The organism is Xanthomonas arboricola pv. guizotiae (assembly GCF_002940205.1).
GTDB classification, from domain to species: domain Bacteria; phylum Pseudomonadota; class Gammaproteobacteria; order Xanthomonadales; family Xanthomonadaceae; genus Xanthomonas; species Xanthomonas arboricola_C.
Genome location: NZ_MDSK01000021.1, coordinates 21905 through 38217, shown reverse-complemented (window position 1 = coordinate 38217; position 16313 = coordinate 21905). Strand labels below are relative to the sequence as shown.

Here is a 16313-nt window from a genome sequence, read left to right as displayed (position 1 = left end):
ACCCATCACGAAATCTTGACCGTGGTCCTGATGTGAGCGGCTTGATGCCTGGGCGGCACGTCTTGTGTTCGTCGACCAGATGTTTTGATAAAGCGCGGCCCGGAGTTCACAAGCTAGGTTACCAACCCGCAAACGACAGGCCTGGGAACTCGTGCCTTGGCGAGGCTCCTCCTGCAATGAGGGGGACGTCGCACCATCGGCAGCAAACTCAACATAAGCATGCGCAACGGCGAGCTGGTCGTCACCGTGGCACCTGCAGAGCGACCAACCCGCCGCATACCGTGCTCAGCGCGTGCCCCCGCAGTTGGAGAACCCGCATGGTGAATGACACCCTGGCCGGCAGCTTCGGCACATCCCCGCGCTTCGGCAGCACATGGATGCCGCTGCCGGTCGAACGCGCGACCAATACCTGCACCGCCTGGCATCGGCGCAGCGGCTCAGGCACAACCGCCACTACACGCACGGCGTACGTCGCACACCCACGCGCCGCAGTTATGCGCGGCTACACCCGCGTACGCCACACCACGCGTTGGCGTGTACGTGAGGAGCCGGCAGTGGGCAGGGCGCGTTTCGACCAGGCCATCGGCCTGTTGCATGCCGACCTGCTCGCCTACATGCGCCGGCGCCTGCGTGACCCCGACACGGCCAACGACCTCGCCCAGGAAACGCTGCTCCGCCTGCTGGGCTACCGCGACGCGCTCGACATCGGCGACTACGCACTGCTGATGTATCGCATCGCCCACAATGTTGTGCTGGAGCATTGGCGCACGCGCCACCGCCGCCACGCCCACGCCCACGTCGCACTGGACCTGATCGCACCATTGGCCGCAGACGGCGCCCACGTCGACCAGATCGCCGACGCCCGCCGCATCCTGCAGCACCTGCACATCCACACGCTGCCCGCACTACCGCCCAGATGCCGCCAGGCCTTCATCCTCAACCGCATCGACGGCCTCACCTACCCGCAAGTGGCCGCAGCCATGGGCATCTCGATCAAGATGGTGGAAAAGCACATCAGCCGCGCCTTGGCCGCATGCCGTGCCGCTATGCAGTGATCCGCCCGGGGTGCGTTGTCTGCCGGATGAGACACCAGGATGCATCCTCGCTGTGTCGTACACGCATGCCGGTGCGCGACGACCTGCAAGCATCGACGCAAAAAAACCCCTGCCGAGGCAGGGTTTGATGCATCAGTAACCGGATCCATAAGGATTGACGGCGTCAGCCCTCGATGGTCCGTAGGTTGGCTGTGGTGCTGGCTGGCGGTAAGTGTTCTGTTCTTTATACGGATCGACAGTTCCAAGTTTTCCGGTGTATGGATTCACGTTCCCACGTGTCGAATAATTGTCGAGCGTTGTGCTGTTGGCCGCACTGCGATAGTGAGGTTGCACATAAGTGCCATCAGCGCGGTGGTAACCATTGACACGGGTCTGCGCGTACACTGAAGCGGAGGCGAGTGCCACCACGATCGCCAAAACGATCTTTGCCTTTTTCATGGATGTTTCCTCGTAACTACTTGATGGTCTCTGCGTGGCCGTAGAAGACGAACGACGTGAGGACCGGTCTGGCCTGGGTGATGCGGCCAGCCTGGGCTATCGGCTTCACTGCGTTCCGGCCCGGTAGTCGGCAACCATTGCCTTGGTCACGTCTTTTGGGTAACACAGCGGAGCATAGCCACCGGCACGGCTATAGGCGCTTCTACCGCCGCAGCTGCTGCCATTGCGTGCCGCGTTGTACGGGCAGGGGCAGTTGCCGGGATATGCATTGATCGATTGTTGAATCAGCAACGTCCTGATGTTGGCATCAGACAACGCTGTGGAAGATCCTTTGGCAAGTACGTGTGGCGCAAATGTCATTGCCAACGCAAGCAAGCAGAACTGCAGTCGCATGGGTTCATCCTGATGGCGCACGTAAGGTGCGCACCAGAGGATGCAAGCCCTGTTCCCTGCGTCTTATCGAGCTCGCTCTCACATGCGCTATAAATGGCTGTGCTCGCTTTCTGCCATTATTTCTACGCCGATCCCGAGCAGGATATCGGCAGGCCCCTGTCCAAGGTAGGGACGTTGGCTGATACGCTTAACAGCGCAAAGAGCTTGTACCCGCAGGTCATTGCTTACTGACAATGCGTTCAAGCCGAACCCGCCTCTGCGGATGACCTCACACGCCTGCCGACGCAGCGGGTGAGTGGGATTGCCGAGTGTCACCACATAGATAAGGCTGCCTTTCATTAGCCTTGCCCTGACCTCAAGCCAATCTGAAGACGTTCGCCTCTCCAGACCTGGTGTCGTACACGACCAATGCCTCCTGGAAGGCATCAGCGCTGCAAACGAGGTCACCATCACTGCTCCAGATGGCAGACCGGCCCGCTCCTATGAAGGTGTCGGCGGGGCCTACACAATTCGCCATCAAGACAGTCATGGAATGCGTTCTTGCAATCATCGGATAATGACTGTAGGCCGATGCCACGCCTCTCTCGGATTTGGCCACGCTTGCCAGATACATGCCAGCACCTGACGCTGCAGCTTGTTCCGCATGGCTTGCCTGCAGTGACTCGTAGCAAATGGCAGGCGCCAGCACCCGATCTGCGTGCCTGAGCACAAGCTGCTCGGTACCGGCGGTGAAGAACGGTAACTCGTCGAGATGCAGCTGCTGTTTGGAGTAGCTTGTGCGCTCCAGCCCCGGCTGGAAGCAGAGCATGCTGATTTCGGTGCCTTTCGCCCCTTTCGTGGGTACGCCAACAGCGATGAGCATGCCGTGCCGGTCACTTGCCGACTGAAATCGATCAAAGCGCTGATCAGCCGGGTACACCGCCAGCGCCTGCGCCAGTCCTGGTTCGTAACCGGTGAGGGAAAGCTCGGGAAAGACCAGCACGTCCGCACCCTTGCTTGCCGCCAGGCGAATGACATCGAGGTGCTTACTGATGTTTTCTTCGAGTTCGCCAGGCGTCGAAAGGATTTGCGCAGCTGTCAGCTTCATTGCCTGTCTCGTGTCCACGTGTTGGGCTGAGCGTAGCGGATTCCGAAAGGCTGGTACCCAGAGTGCGCTTGAAAGCCCGGATATGCTGCTCGAACGCCTACACTTTCGAAAGCGAGACGTCTTGCCTGGATGCCTATCTTCAGCGCCGGTCTCAGGAGGATAGGTTGCCCGGATGGTTACCGGTCTTCTCCAGCGTGATTGGTTATAGATCAGGGTGCGCCGCACTGAAGCAGGGACTCATTTGTTGAGCACCGTGGTTGTCCACACCTGGTCGTAGTCGGCATTGTGTGCGTTGGTGAATCCGTTGGCATCGCTGCGTCCATCGTCGACTTTCTGGCCGTCCTTGTAGATCACGTAATGGCGCCCGCCGGCAGCCTGGTCGCCGTGGTACTGCAGCTGCATCCGGTACACCAGCCTGCTCTCTTCCGCTGCTGGCGTCGCCGGCTGCTGTTTATGCGCCTTCCTCTGCAGGAGCGCGGCGCATCGGGCGTAGGCTTGCGTTACTTCTTTCGATACACCCCGCCGAAGGAAACGTTCATTCCGCCGCATTGCAGGTTGTCGTCGGCCAGCAGCATATCGCCCAGCAATTGCAGGCGCACCTTGCACGTGTTCTCGTTGACCTCGACGCGGTTGCCTTCTGGATAGCCGCGCGCGGTGACCGAGCCCGTGTGCGGGCCGCCCGGCGTCTGTTCCGGGTCGGGAAAGGCGCTTGGCCAGTACGCATCGCCGTTGACCGTGATGCTGCCGTCTGCGTTGGGGGTCAACTGCAGCGTGTTGTCGCCGTCGTGCCAGTGGCCGTTCCACGCCTGTGGCGTGGGCGTGGCAGCGCTTGGCTGCATCTGCAGGCTGGACTGTGCAACCCAACCAGCACTGCCGCCTCCCTTGTTGGGATAGAGCACGCAGACGTAGGCATTGCGGCGTTGCGCCGTCAGGACGATATCGTTCTTGACCACGTAGGCGCGTCCCTGGCATGCGGCCCCGCCCGTGTCCGGGCAACCATCGGTGTCCTTGAGCAGGTACAGGCGCGGCAGGATGACCTTGCCGAGCGAGAACGCCACCGGTGCGCTGGTGAACAACCCATTGCGGCAGGCGGCATCGTCGTCGGCAGGCGCGGCGTAGACCAAAGGCGAAACGCCCAACAGGGCAAGCATCCAGGCCTTGTGCATGGCAATCACTCCAAATGTGGCGCGGTAGTGTGCGGCAAGACGGCCGGCCTTTCAGCAGGACGGTGTCACCGTACGCCATGCGCACCACAGCCGCGCTTGTTTGATTTTCGTCAATTCCACCGACACATGAAATTCGCAATGGGGGTGTTTGACTGCATCGGTCAAGAATCGTTGCGGAGTTGCGCATGAGTGCAGTCACGGTAGGAAGGGGCGACCAGGCCTTGAGTAGGCAGGGGTCGATCCGGACGGGAGTTGGACTGGCGCGTCGTGACCGAGCGCCGGTGGATCTGCGGGGTGGCTCGGCCCGTGTCGTTTCCTTCGTCACGGTGCGTACGCGCGCCGTGGTCTGCTGAGGGGGCGCCATGCGGATCTGTGTCCTCAATGAGGCAACCGGCGAGCAGGCCGGGCTGGAGCAGCGCTGCAAGTCGGCGCGCGAGGCGGGCTTTGACCATGTGGTGCTCGCGCCGCCGTTTGCACGCGACGCGGAAGGCCGGCTGAGCGAGGTCACCACCACCGGCGAGGAAGACGCGCAGCGTCTGCGCGAGGTGGTGCAGGCCGCGCACCGGGCCGGCGTGAAGCTGCTGCTCGATGTGCGCCTGGATGAAGTGGGCGGCGCCAGCGCCGTGGTGCGCGACAACCCGCAGTGGTTCCGCGCGCGCAGCACGGCGGTACCGGACCCGCGCCAGCCGCGCGCCACGCCCGAAGTGGCCGAGGCACGCTTTACCTATGCGCAGGAAGGTGCGGCGCTGGTGGAGTGGTGGAGCGCGCGCTTGCTGGACTGGGCCTCGCAGGGCGTGGCCGGCTTCCGCCTGCTGCAGCCGCAGCAGGTGCCGGCGCAGCGCTGGCGCGAGTTGATCGCCCGCGTGCATGCGCAGGCACCGGAGGTGGTGTTTGCGGCGTGGACGCCGGGCTTGGGGCTGGAGGCCTTGCAGCAGCTGGCCGGTGCCGGGTTCGATGTGGCGTTCTCCTCGCTCGCATGGTGGGACGGCCGCGGCAGCTGGTTCTTCGACGAAGACACGGCGCTGCGCGCGTTGGCGTCGCAGGTTGTCGCAGTGGTGGGCGCGCCCGATGGCAAATCTGCGGCCACTCCCGCGCAGCACTGGCAGCTGGCCCAGGCACTGGGCGGGGCGTGGCTGCTGGACGAAACCCAGCTGGAGACATTGCCCTTGTCGATCAGGGCCCGCGATGGCGTACCGCCCAGCAATGCCGGTTTGCGGTTGCGCCCGCTGCTGCGTGAAGCCACCGGCCTGACGGCGGTGGCCATCGAGCCCTTGGCCGGCGTGCCGTCGCTGTTGTTGATCAACGGCGATGCCGATCATGTGGTGCCGGTCCCGGCGCCGGATCTGCTGCGCCTGCTCGGCGATGCCGAAGCGCTGGTGGGCGAGGACGGCAGCACGCTCTCCGGCGCGACGCTGGAAGCATTGGAGCCGGGCGAGGTGCGGGTCTATCGCAGCGTGCCGGCCCGGCACGTGCTGGCGGTGCCGCGCATGCGCCCGCGCCCGCAGACCGCGGCCGCCTGGCCGCGCGTGTGCATCGAGTCGGTGACCCCGTCGGTCGATAACGGCCGCTTCCCGGTCAAGCGCACCGTGGGCGACCGCATCTGCGTGGAAGCCGATGCGTTCTGCGATGGGCACGACCGTATCGCGGTGGCGGTGCTGTGGCGCCCGGCCGATGCCAAGACCTGGGCCAGCGCGCCGATGCGTGCGTTGGGCAACGATCGCTGGCGTGCGGAGTTCCCGCTGGAGCGCATCGGCACCTATGAGTTCCGGGTGGAAGGCTGGCGCGATGTGTTCGCCACCTTGCATGCGGATCTGGAAAAGAAGCGCGCCGCCAACACGGTGCTGCCGGTGGACGTGCAGGAAGCGGTGGCCGTGGTGCAGGCCGCGCACGCACGCAGCAGCGGTGCCTTGGCCGGGCGCCTGCAGGCCGTCCTCACCCGCATCGGCGCGCAGAGCGAGCCGCTGCAGCAGCTGGCGATCGTGCTGGAGCCGGACACCGCGCAGGCGATGGCAGCGGCCGACGACAAGCCGTTCCGCTCCGAGACGCCGGTCACCTTCCGGGTCGAATCGGAGCGGCGCGCGGCGCATTTCGCCAGCTGGTACGAATTGTTCCCGCGCTCGCAAAGCGGCGATCCGCAACGGCACGGCACCTTCGACGATGTGATCAAGCGGCTGGCGCATATCCGCGCGATGAACTTCGACGTGCTGTACATGCCACCGATCCACCCGATCGGCGCGAAGAACCGCAAGGGCCGCAACAACTCGGTCACCGCGGTCGACGGTGAGCCGGGCAGCCCGTATGCGATCGGCGCGGCAGATGGCGGCCACACCGAGGTGCATGCCGAGCTCGGCGGGCTCGAAGGCTTCCGCCGCTTGATCCAGGCCGCACGTGCGCATGGGCTGGAAGTGGCGCTGGATTTCGCCATCCAGTGCGCGCCAGATCACCCGTGGTTGAAGGATCACCAGGACTGGTTCACCTGGCGCGCCGATGGCTCGATTCCGTATGCGGAGAATCCGCCGAAGAAGTACCAGGACATCGTCAACGTCGACTTTTACGCCAGCGGCGCGGTGCCAGACATGTGGAACACGTTGCGCGATGCGGTGCTGTTCTGGGTCAACGAGGGCGTGACGCTGTTCCGCGTCGACAACCCGCATACCAAGCCGTTCCCGTTCTGGGAGTGGTTGATTGCCGATATCCGCGGGCGCCGGCCGGATGTGGTGTTCCTGTCGGAGGCCTTCACCCGGCCGAAGATGATGTACCGCCTGGCCAAGTGCGGTTTCTCGCAGTCCTACACCTACTTCACCTGGCGCAACCACAAGCACGAGCTGCAGGAGTATGTGGAAGAGTTGAACCAGGGCGTGCCGCGCGAATGCTTCCGCCCGCACTTTTTCGTCAACACGCCGGACATCAATCCGCTGTTCCTGCAGACCAGTGGGCGCAACGGGCATCTGATCCGCGCCGCGCTGGCGACCACGCTTTCTGGCTTGTGGGGCATGTATCAGGGCTTCGAGCTCTGCGAAGCCACGCCGTTGGCGCCGGGCAAGGAAGAGTATCTGGACTCGGAGAAGTTCCAGCTGCGCGCCTGGCCCGAGCGTGCGCCCGGCGACATCGTCGATGAGATCACCCGCTTCAACCAGCTGCGCCGCATGCATCCGGAGCTGCAGTCGCACCTGGGTACGCGCTTCTACCAGGCGCACAACGACCAGGTGCTGTACTTCGGCAAGTTCCTGGATGCCGGCTACCTGTCGCGCAGCCGCAGCATGGTGTTGGTGGCGATCAACCTGGACCCCAACGCTGCGCAGGATGCCGCAATCGAAGTGCCATTGTGGGAGTTGGGCCTGCCCGATCACGCCAGCGTTGCGGTGGACGACCTGTGGGACGGCCACCGCTTCACATGGCAGGGAAAACAACAACACATCCGTTTAGAGGCGACGCGGCCGTTCGCGTTATGGCGCATCCGCGCAGGAGAGGTCGCATGAATGCAGTCCCATCGTTACAAGCCGACGCGGAACAGTCCGCGGTGGTTGCAGACCAGCTTTGGTACAAGGACGCGATCATCTATCAGGTGCACGTCAAGTCGTTCTTCGACTCCAACGACGATGGCATCGGCGATTTCCCGGGGCTGATTTCCAAGCTGGACTACATCGCCGAACTCGGCGTGGACACCATCTGGCTGCTGCCGTTCTACCCCAGCCCACGCCGCGACGACGGCTACGACATTGCCGAATACATGGCGGTGCATCCGGATTACGGCAGCATCGAAGATTTCGAGCAGCTGGTGGCGCAGGCGCATGCGCGTGGCATCCGCATCGTCACCGAGCTGGTGATCAACCACACCTCCGATCAGCACCCCTGGTTTCAACGTGCGCGCAACGCGCCGGCCGGCTCGCCGGAGCGCGACTTCTACGTGTGGTCGGATACCGACCAGGAATACGAAGGCACGCGGATCATCTTCTGCGATACCGAAAAATCCAACTGGACCTGGGACCCGGTGGCGGGGCAGTACTTCTGGCACCGCTTCTATTCGCACCAGCCGGACCTGAACTTCGACAACCCGGCGGTGCTGGAAGCGGTGCTGGAAGTGATGCGCTTCTGGCTGGACCGCGGTGTGGACGGCCTGCGCCTGGATGCGGTGCCCTACCTGATCGAACGTTCCGGCACCTCCAACGAAAACCTGCCGGAAACCCACGCGATCCTGCGCAAGATCCGCGCCACGCTGGATGCCGAATACCCGGATCGCATGCTGCTGGCCGAAGCCAACATGTGGCCGGAAGATACCCAGCAGTACTTCGGCCAGAACGCCGACGAATGCCATATGGCGTTCCACTTCCCGCTGATGCCGCGCATGTACATGGCGATCGCGCGCGAAGACCGCTTCCCCATCACCGACATCATGCGCCAGACCCCGGAGATTCCGGAGAGCTGCCAGTGGGCGATCTTCCTGCGTAACCACGACGAGTTGACGCTGGAAATGGTCACTGACTCGGAGCGCGATTACCTGTGGCAGACCTATGCGGCCGACCGTCGCGCGCGCATCAATCTGGGCATCCGGCGCCGGTTGGCGCCGCTGCTGGAGCGCGACCGCCGCCGCATCGAGTTGATGACCTCCCTGTTGCTGACCATGCCCGGCACGCCGGTGCTGTATTACGGCGACGAGATCGGCATGGGCGACAACATCCATCTGGGCGACCGCGATGGCGTGCGCACGCCGATGCAGTGGTCGATCGACCGCAATGGCGGCTTCTCGCGCGCCGACCCGGCGCAGCTGGTGCTGCCGCCGGTAATGGACCCGCTGTACGGCTTCCAGGCAGTGAATGTGGAAGCGCAGATCCGCGACCAGCATTCACTGCTGACCTGGACCCGCCGCGTGCTCAGCGTGCGCAAGCGCTACCAGGCCTTCGGCCGTGGCGCGCTGCGCTTTCTGTACCCGGGCAACCGCCGCATGCTGGCCTACCTGCGTTGCTATCAGGACGAGACGGTGCTGTGCGTGGCCAACCTGTCGCACACGCTGCAGGCGGTGGAACTGGACCTGTCCGAGTTCGAGGGCCGCGTGCCGGTGGACATCATCGGCGGCGGCAGCTTCCCGCCGGTCGGGAGGCTGACCTATCTGCTCACCGTGCCGCCGTTCGGCTTCTACGCGTTCCAGCTGGTCAGCGAAGGCACCTTGCCGGACTGGCACGTGCCCAGCCCGGTGCCGTTGCCGGACTACCGCACGCTGGTGTTGCGCAGCGATACCGACGAGAGCAATGCGCTGCTGCCGCATCTGCCCACGCTGGAAGCGGAGATCCTGCCGGCCTGGTTGTCGGCACGGCGCTGGTTCTCGGCCAAGGACCAGGCACTCAAGCACGTGCGCATCTCGCGCCGCACGCCGCTGCCGGGCGCCGAGCCGATGAGCCTGCTGGAGCTGGAGGTGGAGCTGGAAGACGGCCACCACGAGAGCTATATGCTGCCGATCGGCATCGTGTGGGAGCGCGACCACCCCAGCACGCTGGCCGAGCAGCTGGCGCTGGCACGCGTGCGCCAGGGCCGCGAGGTCGGCTACCTCACCGATGCCTTCGCGCTCAAGCCGATGGTGCGCGGGGTGATCGCCGCATTGCGCGACAACGCCGCGCTGGAGTTCTGCGATGGCGACGACGCCTCGCAGCAGGGACAGGTGCGCTTCGAGGCGACACCGGCGCTGGCCACGCTGGAAATACCGCAGGATCCGGAGATCCGCTGGCTGTCGGCCGAGCAGAGCAACAGCTCGCTGGTGGTGGCCGACAAGGCCGTATTCAAGCTGCTGCGGCACGTGGCCAACGGCGCCAATCCGGAGATCGAGATCGGCCGCCGTCTGACCGAGATGGGCTACGCCAACGCTGCGCCCTTGCTGGGCAGCATCAGCCGCATCGACGCGCAGGGCACCATCACCACCATCGCGTTGCTGCAGGGCTTCATCCGCAATCAAGGCGATGCGTGGCGCTGGACGCTGGACCATCTGGCGCGCAGCTTCGACGAATACGCCACCGCCCAAACCGATGAATCGCGTGCCGAAGCCATCGCAGGCTACGACGCCTTCGCCGCGGTGGTCGGCAAGCGCCTGGCCGAACTGCACGAAGCACTCTCGCGCGATACCGACGATGCCGACTTCGCGCCGCAACGCATCGACCTGCCCACCGCCAACGATGTGGTGGCTGGTGTCGGACGCCAGGTCGAGGAGATGTGGGACACCGTCAATGCGCGTCTGGCAAGCAGTGAGGACACTGCCGAGCGCGAGGCGCTGGAAGCAGTGCTGGCCGAGCGCCCGCAGCTGGATGCCTTGCTTGCCAAGGCGCCAAGCGTGCTGGCCGATTCCTTGCTCACGCGCGTGCATGGCGACTTCCACCTGGGCCAGATCCTGGTGGCCTTCGACGATGTGGTGCTGATCGACTTCGAAGGCGAGCCGGCCAAGCCGCTGTCCGAGCGGCGCGCCAAGGCCAGCCCGCTGCGCGATGTGGCCGGCTTCCTGCGCTCGCTCGATTACGCCAGCGAAGTGTCGGCACGTGGCGAGGAAGGCACCGCCGCCCGTGCGGGCGTGGGCGTGGACACGCATCTGGACGAGTTCCTGGTGCAGTTCCGTCGCCGCTCCACACAGGCGTTTCTGGACGCGTACCATGCCGTGCTCGACGCCAGTACGCACCCATGGATCGCACCGGCAGCGTTCAACGCGGCCACCTTGCTGTTCCTGGTGGAGAAGGCCTGTTACGAGGTGCGTTACGAGGCTGCCAACCGCCCCGGCTGGCTGATGGTGCCGATCGAGGGCTTGCGACGCATCCTGCACCGCGCGCGCGCTGGTGCGGGAGACACATGATGAGTGGAGTGATGACAGCAGTGACCAATCGATGGGATCCCGGCGCAACCCGCGCCCTGGCCGAGGCACGCCATGGCGACGCATTCGCCATCCTGGGCGCGCACCCGACCGACAGCGGTCGGCTGCTGCGCACCTATCAACCGGGTGCCGACTACGTCAATGCCGTGCTCGACGATGGCCAGGTCATCGCGCTGGAGGCAGGCCCGGAGCCGGGCCTGTTCGCCGGCGTGTTGCCGGCGCAGGGCGGCTACCGCCTGCGCATCGGCTGGCCCGGCGGCGAGCAGGACACCGCCGACCCGTATGCGTTCGGCCCGCAACTCAGCGACTTCGACCTGCACCTGATCAGCGAAGGCCATCACCTGCAATTGGCCGATGCACTCGGCGCCAACGCGATCGAAGTCGATGGCGTACGCGGCACGCGCTTTGCGGTGTGGGCGCCCAATGCCACGCGCGTGGCGGTGGTCGGCGATTTCAACAGTTGGGACGCGCGCCGGCATCCGATGCGGCTGCGGCACCAGTCCGGCGTGTGGGAGCTGTTCGTGCCCGACGTCGGCCCGGGCGCGCATTACAAGTACCAGCTACGCGGCCCGCATGGGAACGAGTTGCCGGCCAAGGCCGACCCGGTGGCGCGGCGTGCCGAGCTGGCGCCGGGCACCGCCTCCATCGTGGCCAACCCCACCCCGCACCAGTGGAGCGATGACGGCTGGATGGCCACGCGCGCGCGCCGCCAGGCGCACGACGCACCGATGAGCATCTACGAGATCCATGCCGGCTCCTGGTTGCGCGAGGAAGGCGTGGACCTGGACTGGGATGGCCTGGCCGACCGCTTGATTCCGTACGTGGCCGATATGGGCTTCACCCATGTCGAGCTGATGCCGGTGACCGAGCATCCGTTCGGTGGCTCGTGGGGTTATCAGCCGCTGGGCCTGTTCGCGCCGACCGCGCGCTTCGGCTCGCCGGATGGCTTTGCCCGCTTCGTCGATCGCTGCCACCGCGAAGGCATCGGCGTGATCGTTGACTGGGTGCCGGCGCATTTCCCCACCGACGCCCACGGCCTGGCGCATTTCGACGGCACCGCGCTGTACGAACATGCCGACCCGCGCGAAGGCTTCCACCGCGACTGGAATACGCTGATCTACAACCACGGGCGGCGCGAGGTGTCCGGGTTCCTGATCGCCAGTGCGCTGGAGTTCCTGCAGCGCTTCCACGTCGACGGCCTGCGCGTGGATGCGGTGGCCTCGATGCTGTACCGCGACTACAGCCGCAATGCCGGCGAGTGGGTACCCAACATCCACGGCGGGCGCGAGAACTACGAGACCATCGCCTTCCTGCGCCGGCTCAACGCGGTAGTGCGCGAGCACACCCCGGGTGCGGTGATGATTGCCGAGGAATCCACCGCGTTCCCCGGCGTCACTGCCGATGTGGCGCACGGCGGCCTGGGCTTCCACTACAAGTGGAACATGGGCTGGATGCACGACACCCTGCATTACGCGGCGCTGGATCCGATCTACCGCCGTTACCACCATGGCGAGCTGACCTTCAGCATGGTCTATGCGTATTCGGAGCGCTTCGTGCTGCCGATCTCGCACGACGAAGTGGTGCACGGCAAGGGCTCGTTGCTCGGCCGCATGCCGGGCGACGACTGGCAGCGCTTTGCCAACCTGCGCGCCTACCTGGGTTACATGTTCACCCACCCGGGGCGCAAGTTGCTGTTCATGGGCTGCGAATTCGGCCAGCCCACCGAGTGGAACCACGACGGCGGCATTCCCTGGCATCTGCTCGACGACCCGCGCCATCGCGGCGTGCAGACTCTGGTGCGCGATCTGAATCGGCTGTATGTCGAATACCCCGCGCTGCACGCGCAGGACGACGACCCGGCCGGGTTTGCCTGGGTGGTCGGCGATGACGCGGCCAACAGCGTCGTCGCGTTCCTGCGCAAGGCAAAGCGCGGCGATGCGCCGGTGTTGGTGGTGATCAACTTCACCCCGATCGTGCAGCACGGCTACCGCATCGGCGTGCCGCAAGGCGGCCAGTGGCGCGAGGTGTTCAATAGCGATGCCGGCATCTACGGCGGCGCGAACCTGGGCAATGGCGGTGTGGTGAGCGCCGAGCAGCAGTCCATGCACGGCCATGCGCAATCCCTGCCGTTGTTGTTGCCGCCGCTGGGCGTCATCGTGCTGACGCCGCAGGGCTGATGCAGCGCACACAGTGCCGGACCGCTGGTCCGGCGCTGTGGCACCTGTTAGATTGCGCGCCGTAGAGCGGCCAACACCTCGCTGCGCGCCCACCGGGCGGTGCAGCAGGGGTGCCACCCGCTACTTAGGCGGCCCGGGGAGGGCTGCCGGGCACAGCCGCCGCCATGCCTTCCGTCGACCGTGTGTACGGGAGTGTGGTGCGTGGGCGTCTTGATGGCGGTGGTTTCTTCGATGGTTGAGCCGTTTATCCATGGTGTGCGCATCGCTGGACGCGCGCATGCATTGGTGTGGGGTGCACGTTCGCCGTGTGTCGGCGCGCAAGGTCGCGGCGCGCGGCCAGCGCAGCTCGGTGTGTTGCGTTTCTCCGCTTCGGCGCAGGCGCAGGCATGAGCGGTTTGATGACCTGGTGCTACCTGCTCGGCGCTGCGGCGTCGGCGCTGGCGTTCTATCTGGCAACACGGCATCAGCGCCTGTGGCCGCAGCGCCGGCTGTCGGCGCGCGCGCTACGCATCGGCGCCAGCGCGTTGCTGCTGCTGGCGCTGGGTTGCGCCATACAGGCCTTGGGCACCTGGGCCGGCATCTTCGCCGCAGGGACGGCGCTGATGCTGGTAGCGGTGGCGCTGCCGTATCTGGATGCCTGGCAGCAGGCGCGTACGCAGCGCAGGCAGGTGCGCCATGTGGGCTAGGTGGCTGGCCGCAGTAATGCTGGGCCTGCCGCTTGCGGTCGGCGTGGTCGGCCTGTGCGCCCTGTTGCTGCCGGGGCCGCAGCAGAGCTACACGCTGGCATGGTTGCTGCTGCTGTTTCCGGCCTGGGTGGGCGCGATGGCGCTGCCGTTCGTGTTCCGTCGCGCATCGCGTGCCTGGGTCGTGCTCGGCGGGCTGACGCTGCTGTGCTACCTCGCACTTGCAGGCATCAAGGCATTGGGCTGGACGGAGCTGGGCGCATGAAGGCATCGACCTTGCGCGCGTTTCTGTCGGTCCACAGCTGGATGGGTCTGTTGGCGGGCATGGCCTTGTTCATCGCCTTCTACGCCGGCGCCATCACCGTGTTCACGCATGAATTGAGCGGCTGGCAGGCCACGCCGCCTGTCACACAGCCTGCGCCGGCAGATCCCGTCGCCGCCGCGCAGACCTTGCTGGATGCGGTGATCGCCCGGCATCCGCAGGTGGCCGACTCCTTCCTGGTGCTGCTGCCCGGCGAGCACGGGCCGACTCCGCGGCTGTACTGGTATGGGCCGCAGGCCGAGGCCAGTGGCGGCATGCGGCAGTATCAACAGGCCGCCGATGGCCGCCTGCTGGAATTGCCGCAGCGCGTGGGCTTTGCCGACTTCCTCTACGACCTGCACTTCACCGCCGGCCTGCCACGCGTGTTCGGCACCTATCTGTTCGGTGTGGTAAGCGTGCTGTACGGGCTGGCATTGCTCAGCGGGGTGGTGCTGTACGCGCCGGTGTTCTTCAAGGACCTGTTCGCGTTGCGGCCGGGGCATAACCTCAAGCGCCTGTGGCAGGACGCGCACAATGTGGTCGGCATGTTGTCGCTGCCGTTCCATGTGATCTTTGCCTGGTCCGGCGCGGTGTTGTGCCTGGGCGTGCTGTTGCTGGCGCCGTTCCAGTTCCTGGTGTTCGACGGCAAGCTGATGCAGATCCTGGCGCCGGAGTTCGAACTCACCCCGCATGTGCAAGCAGCCAGGCGTGCGGCACCGGTGTTGCCGCTGGCGGTGCTGCTGGACAAGGCGCGCGCGGCCAGCCCGGGCTTTGTACCGGAGAGCATCGGGTTCCATGATGCAGGCGATGCCAATGCACGCGCGGAAGTGTATGGCCACAACGATCAGCGCCGCCTCAACACACTCGGTGGCGTGGCATTGGACGCGGCAACCGGCCAGGTCCTGCGCGTGCTCGAACCAAGGACGATGTCGCCAGGCACCGCCGCCTTGCGCGGGCTGCAAGGGCTGCACTTCGGCAACTTCGGGCATGCGCCGGTGCAGTGGCTGTATTTCCTGCTCGGGTTGGGCGGTGCGTTCCTGTTCTACAGCGGCAACCTGTTGTGGATCGAAACACGCCGCAAGCGTCGGCTGGTGGATCAACCGCGCCGCACCCACGCGATGGCGCGCCTGACCATCGGCGTCTGCCTGGGTAGCGTCGCCGGCATCTCGGCCTTGTTCATCGCCGCACGCCTGCTTGCGCAAGGACAGGAGCGTTATGTCTATTACGCGGTCTTTGCGGCCGTGCTGGTGTGGGCGCTGGTCCGTCCTACCGCACGTGGTGCGTACGAGGCCTTGCTGGCCTGCGCTGGATTGACCGCGCTGATTCCGCTGGCCAGCTGTGTTTCGGCACATGGCGTGGTGCTGCCGTGGCAGGACGCGACGGTGCTGGTCGTGGACCTGATCGCCCTGGTGTTGGCATGGGCGTACTGGCAACTGGCGCGTGCGAGCAGGCGGCGCGGACTGCAGGGCGATCCCAACAGCGTCTGGGCGTGGAAGCGCGCAACGCGCTGAGTCGATGCACTGACGCGATTGATACCCGGCACGCGACGGTGCGCCAGGCATCAGCTGCAGCGGAGCGCCTGGTCGCTGACCATGCTGCGGGCTCGACAACCTGGCCCGTTGACGCGACGGCCTCACCCGGCAGTGCATCCTGATCGCCCGCCAACCTCACCCACACCCGATGACGGCTGCCGCCTTACGCATTGGCCTGATCTCCGACACGCACGGCGTGCTGCGGCCCGAGGCGGTGGCTGCATTGCAGGGCTGCGCGGCGATCATCCATGCCGGCGATGTAGGCAAGCCGGAGATCCTCGCCGCGCTGCAGGCATTGGCACCGCTGCATGTGATCGCCGGCAATATCGATAACAAGCCCTGGGCAGCGCAGCTTCCGCAAACGCTGGATCTGCTGATCGCAGGCGTGCGCATCCATGTGTTGCACGATCTGAAAACGCTGGCAGCGGATGTTGCTGCCGATGTGATCATCAGCGGGCATTCGCACAAGCCGTCGATACGCACGCACGACGGTGTGCTGTACATCAATCCGGGCAGTGCCGGCCCGCCTCGCTTCCGCTTGCCGATCAGTGTGGGTACGCTGTGGCTGGGCGATGGCCCGCCGCGTGCGCAGCTGCAGCTGCTGGAAATACGCTGATGGAAACTGGATTCCGTGCAA

The 16313-nt window shown here is 65.5% G+C and carries 13 protein-coding genes; 8 read left to right on the top strand and 5 right to left on the bottom strand.

The window, feature by feature from the left end:
* Window positions 1–317: 317 nt before the first annotated feature.
* A complete protein-coding gene (locus XarbCFBP7408_RS13600) occupies window positions 318–1055 on the top strand; it encodes an RNA polymerase sigma factor (protein WP_258072126.1) in 738 nt (245 codons plus the stop codon).
* 132 nt (window positions 1056–1187) lie between these two features.
* Here the strand turns inward: XarbCFBP7408_RS13600 and XarbCFBP7408_RS13595 are convergent, their stop codons facing one another.
* The 5 genes from XarbCFBP7408_RS13595 to XarbCFBP7408_RS13580 form a co-directional block, all read right to left on the bottom strand.
* On the bottom strand, window positions 1188–1493 hold the full coding sequence (locus XarbCFBP7408_RS13595) for a hypothetical protein (protein WP_181106232.1): 306 nt from the start codon (window positions 1491–1493) through the stop codon (window positions 1188–1190).
* A gap of 105 nt (window positions 1494–1598) precedes the next feature.
* Entirely contained in the window at window positions 1599–1886 is a 288-nt protein-coding gene (locus XarbCFBP7408_RS13590; RefSeq protein ID WP_219820274.1) for a hypothetical protein, read from the bottom strand.
* A 355-nt stretch (window positions 1887–2241) separates the two neighbouring features.
* A complete protein-coding gene (locus XarbCFBP7408_RS13585; protein ID WP_181106234.1) occupies window positions 2242–2973 on the bottom strand; it encodes a carbon-nitrogen hydrolase family protein in 732 nt (243 codons plus the stop codon).
* Between the two features lie 237 nt (window positions 2974–3210).
* Window positions 3211–3384, bottom strand: a complete 174-nt coding sequence (locus tag XarbCFBP7408_RS22780; protein WP_181106236.1) for a hypothetical protein — start codon at window positions 3382–3384, stop codon at window positions 3211–3213.
* A gap of 89 nt (window positions 3385–3473) precedes the next feature.
* Entirely contained in the window at window positions 3474–4139 is a 666-nt protein-coding gene (locus tag XarbCFBP7408_RS13580; protein WP_104563407.1) for a hypothetical protein, read from the bottom strand.
* A 362-nt stretch (window positions 4140–4501) separates the two neighbouring features.
* On the opposite strand from XarbCFBP7408_RS13580, the gene XarbCFBP7408_RS13575 reads away from it, so the two are divergent.
* The 7 genes from XarbCFBP7408_RS13575 (at window position 4502) to XarbCFBP7408_RS13545 (ending at window position 16292) form a co-directional block, all read left to right on the top strand.
* The gene (locus tag XarbCFBP7408_RS13575) at window positions 4502–7618 is read left to right on the top strand and encodes a maltotransferase domain-containing protein (protein WP_104563406.1); all 3117 of its coding nucleotides are present in this window, start codon (window positions 4502–4504) and stop codon (window positions 7616–7618) included.
* Window positions 7615–10965 carry a maltose alpha-D-glucosyltransferase gene (treS, locus tag XarbCFBP7408_RS13570; protein ID WP_104563405.1) on the top strand — a complete coding sequence of 1117 codons (3351 nt, stop codon included), beginning with the start codon at window positions 7615–7617 and terminating at the stop codon, window positions 10963–10965. The genes XarbCFBP7408_RS13575 and treS overlap by 4 nt, the downstream gene beginning before the upstream one ends.
* 11 nt (window positions 10966–10976) lie before the next feature.
* On the top strand, window positions 10977–13160 hold the full coding sequence (glgB, locus tag XarbCFBP7408_RS13565) for a 1,4-alpha-glucan branching protein GlgB (protein WP_104563446.1): 2184 nt from the start codon (window positions 10977–10979) through the stop codon (window positions 13158–13160).
* 386 nt (window positions 13161–13546) lie between these two features.
* The gene (locus XarbCFBP7408_RS13560) at window positions 13547–13846 is read left to right on the top strand and encodes a hypothetical protein (protein WP_104563404.1); all 300 of its coding nucleotides are present in this window, start codon (window positions 13547–13549) and stop codon (window positions 13844–13846) included.
* Window positions 13836–14108 carry a hypothetical protein gene (locus XarbCFBP7408_RS13555; RefSeq protein WP_104563403.1) on the top strand — a complete coding sequence of 91 codons (273 nt, stop codon included), beginning with the start codon at window positions 13836–13838 and terminating at the stop codon, window positions 14106–14108. The genes XarbCFBP7408_RS13560 and XarbCFBP7408_RS13555 overlap by 11 nt, the downstream gene beginning before the upstream one ends.
* Window positions 14105–15655: a PepSY-associated TM helix domain-containing protein gene (locus tag XarbCFBP7408_RS13550; protein ID WP_104563402.1), complete on the top strand. Its 1551-nt coding sequence runs from the start codon at window positions 14105–14107 to the stop codon at window positions 15653–15655. Before XarbCFBP7408_RS13555 ends, XarbCFBP7408_RS13550 begins: the two co-directional genes overlap by 4 nt.
* Window positions 15656–15824: 169 nt before the next feature.
* Window positions 15825–16292 carry a metallophosphoesterase family protein gene (locus tag XarbCFBP7408_RS13545; protein WP_104563401.1) on the top strand — a complete coding sequence of 156 codons (468 nt, stop codon included), beginning with the start codon at window positions 15825–15827 and terminating at the stop codon, window positions 16290–16292.
* Window positions 16293–16313: the final 21 nt, after the last annotated feature.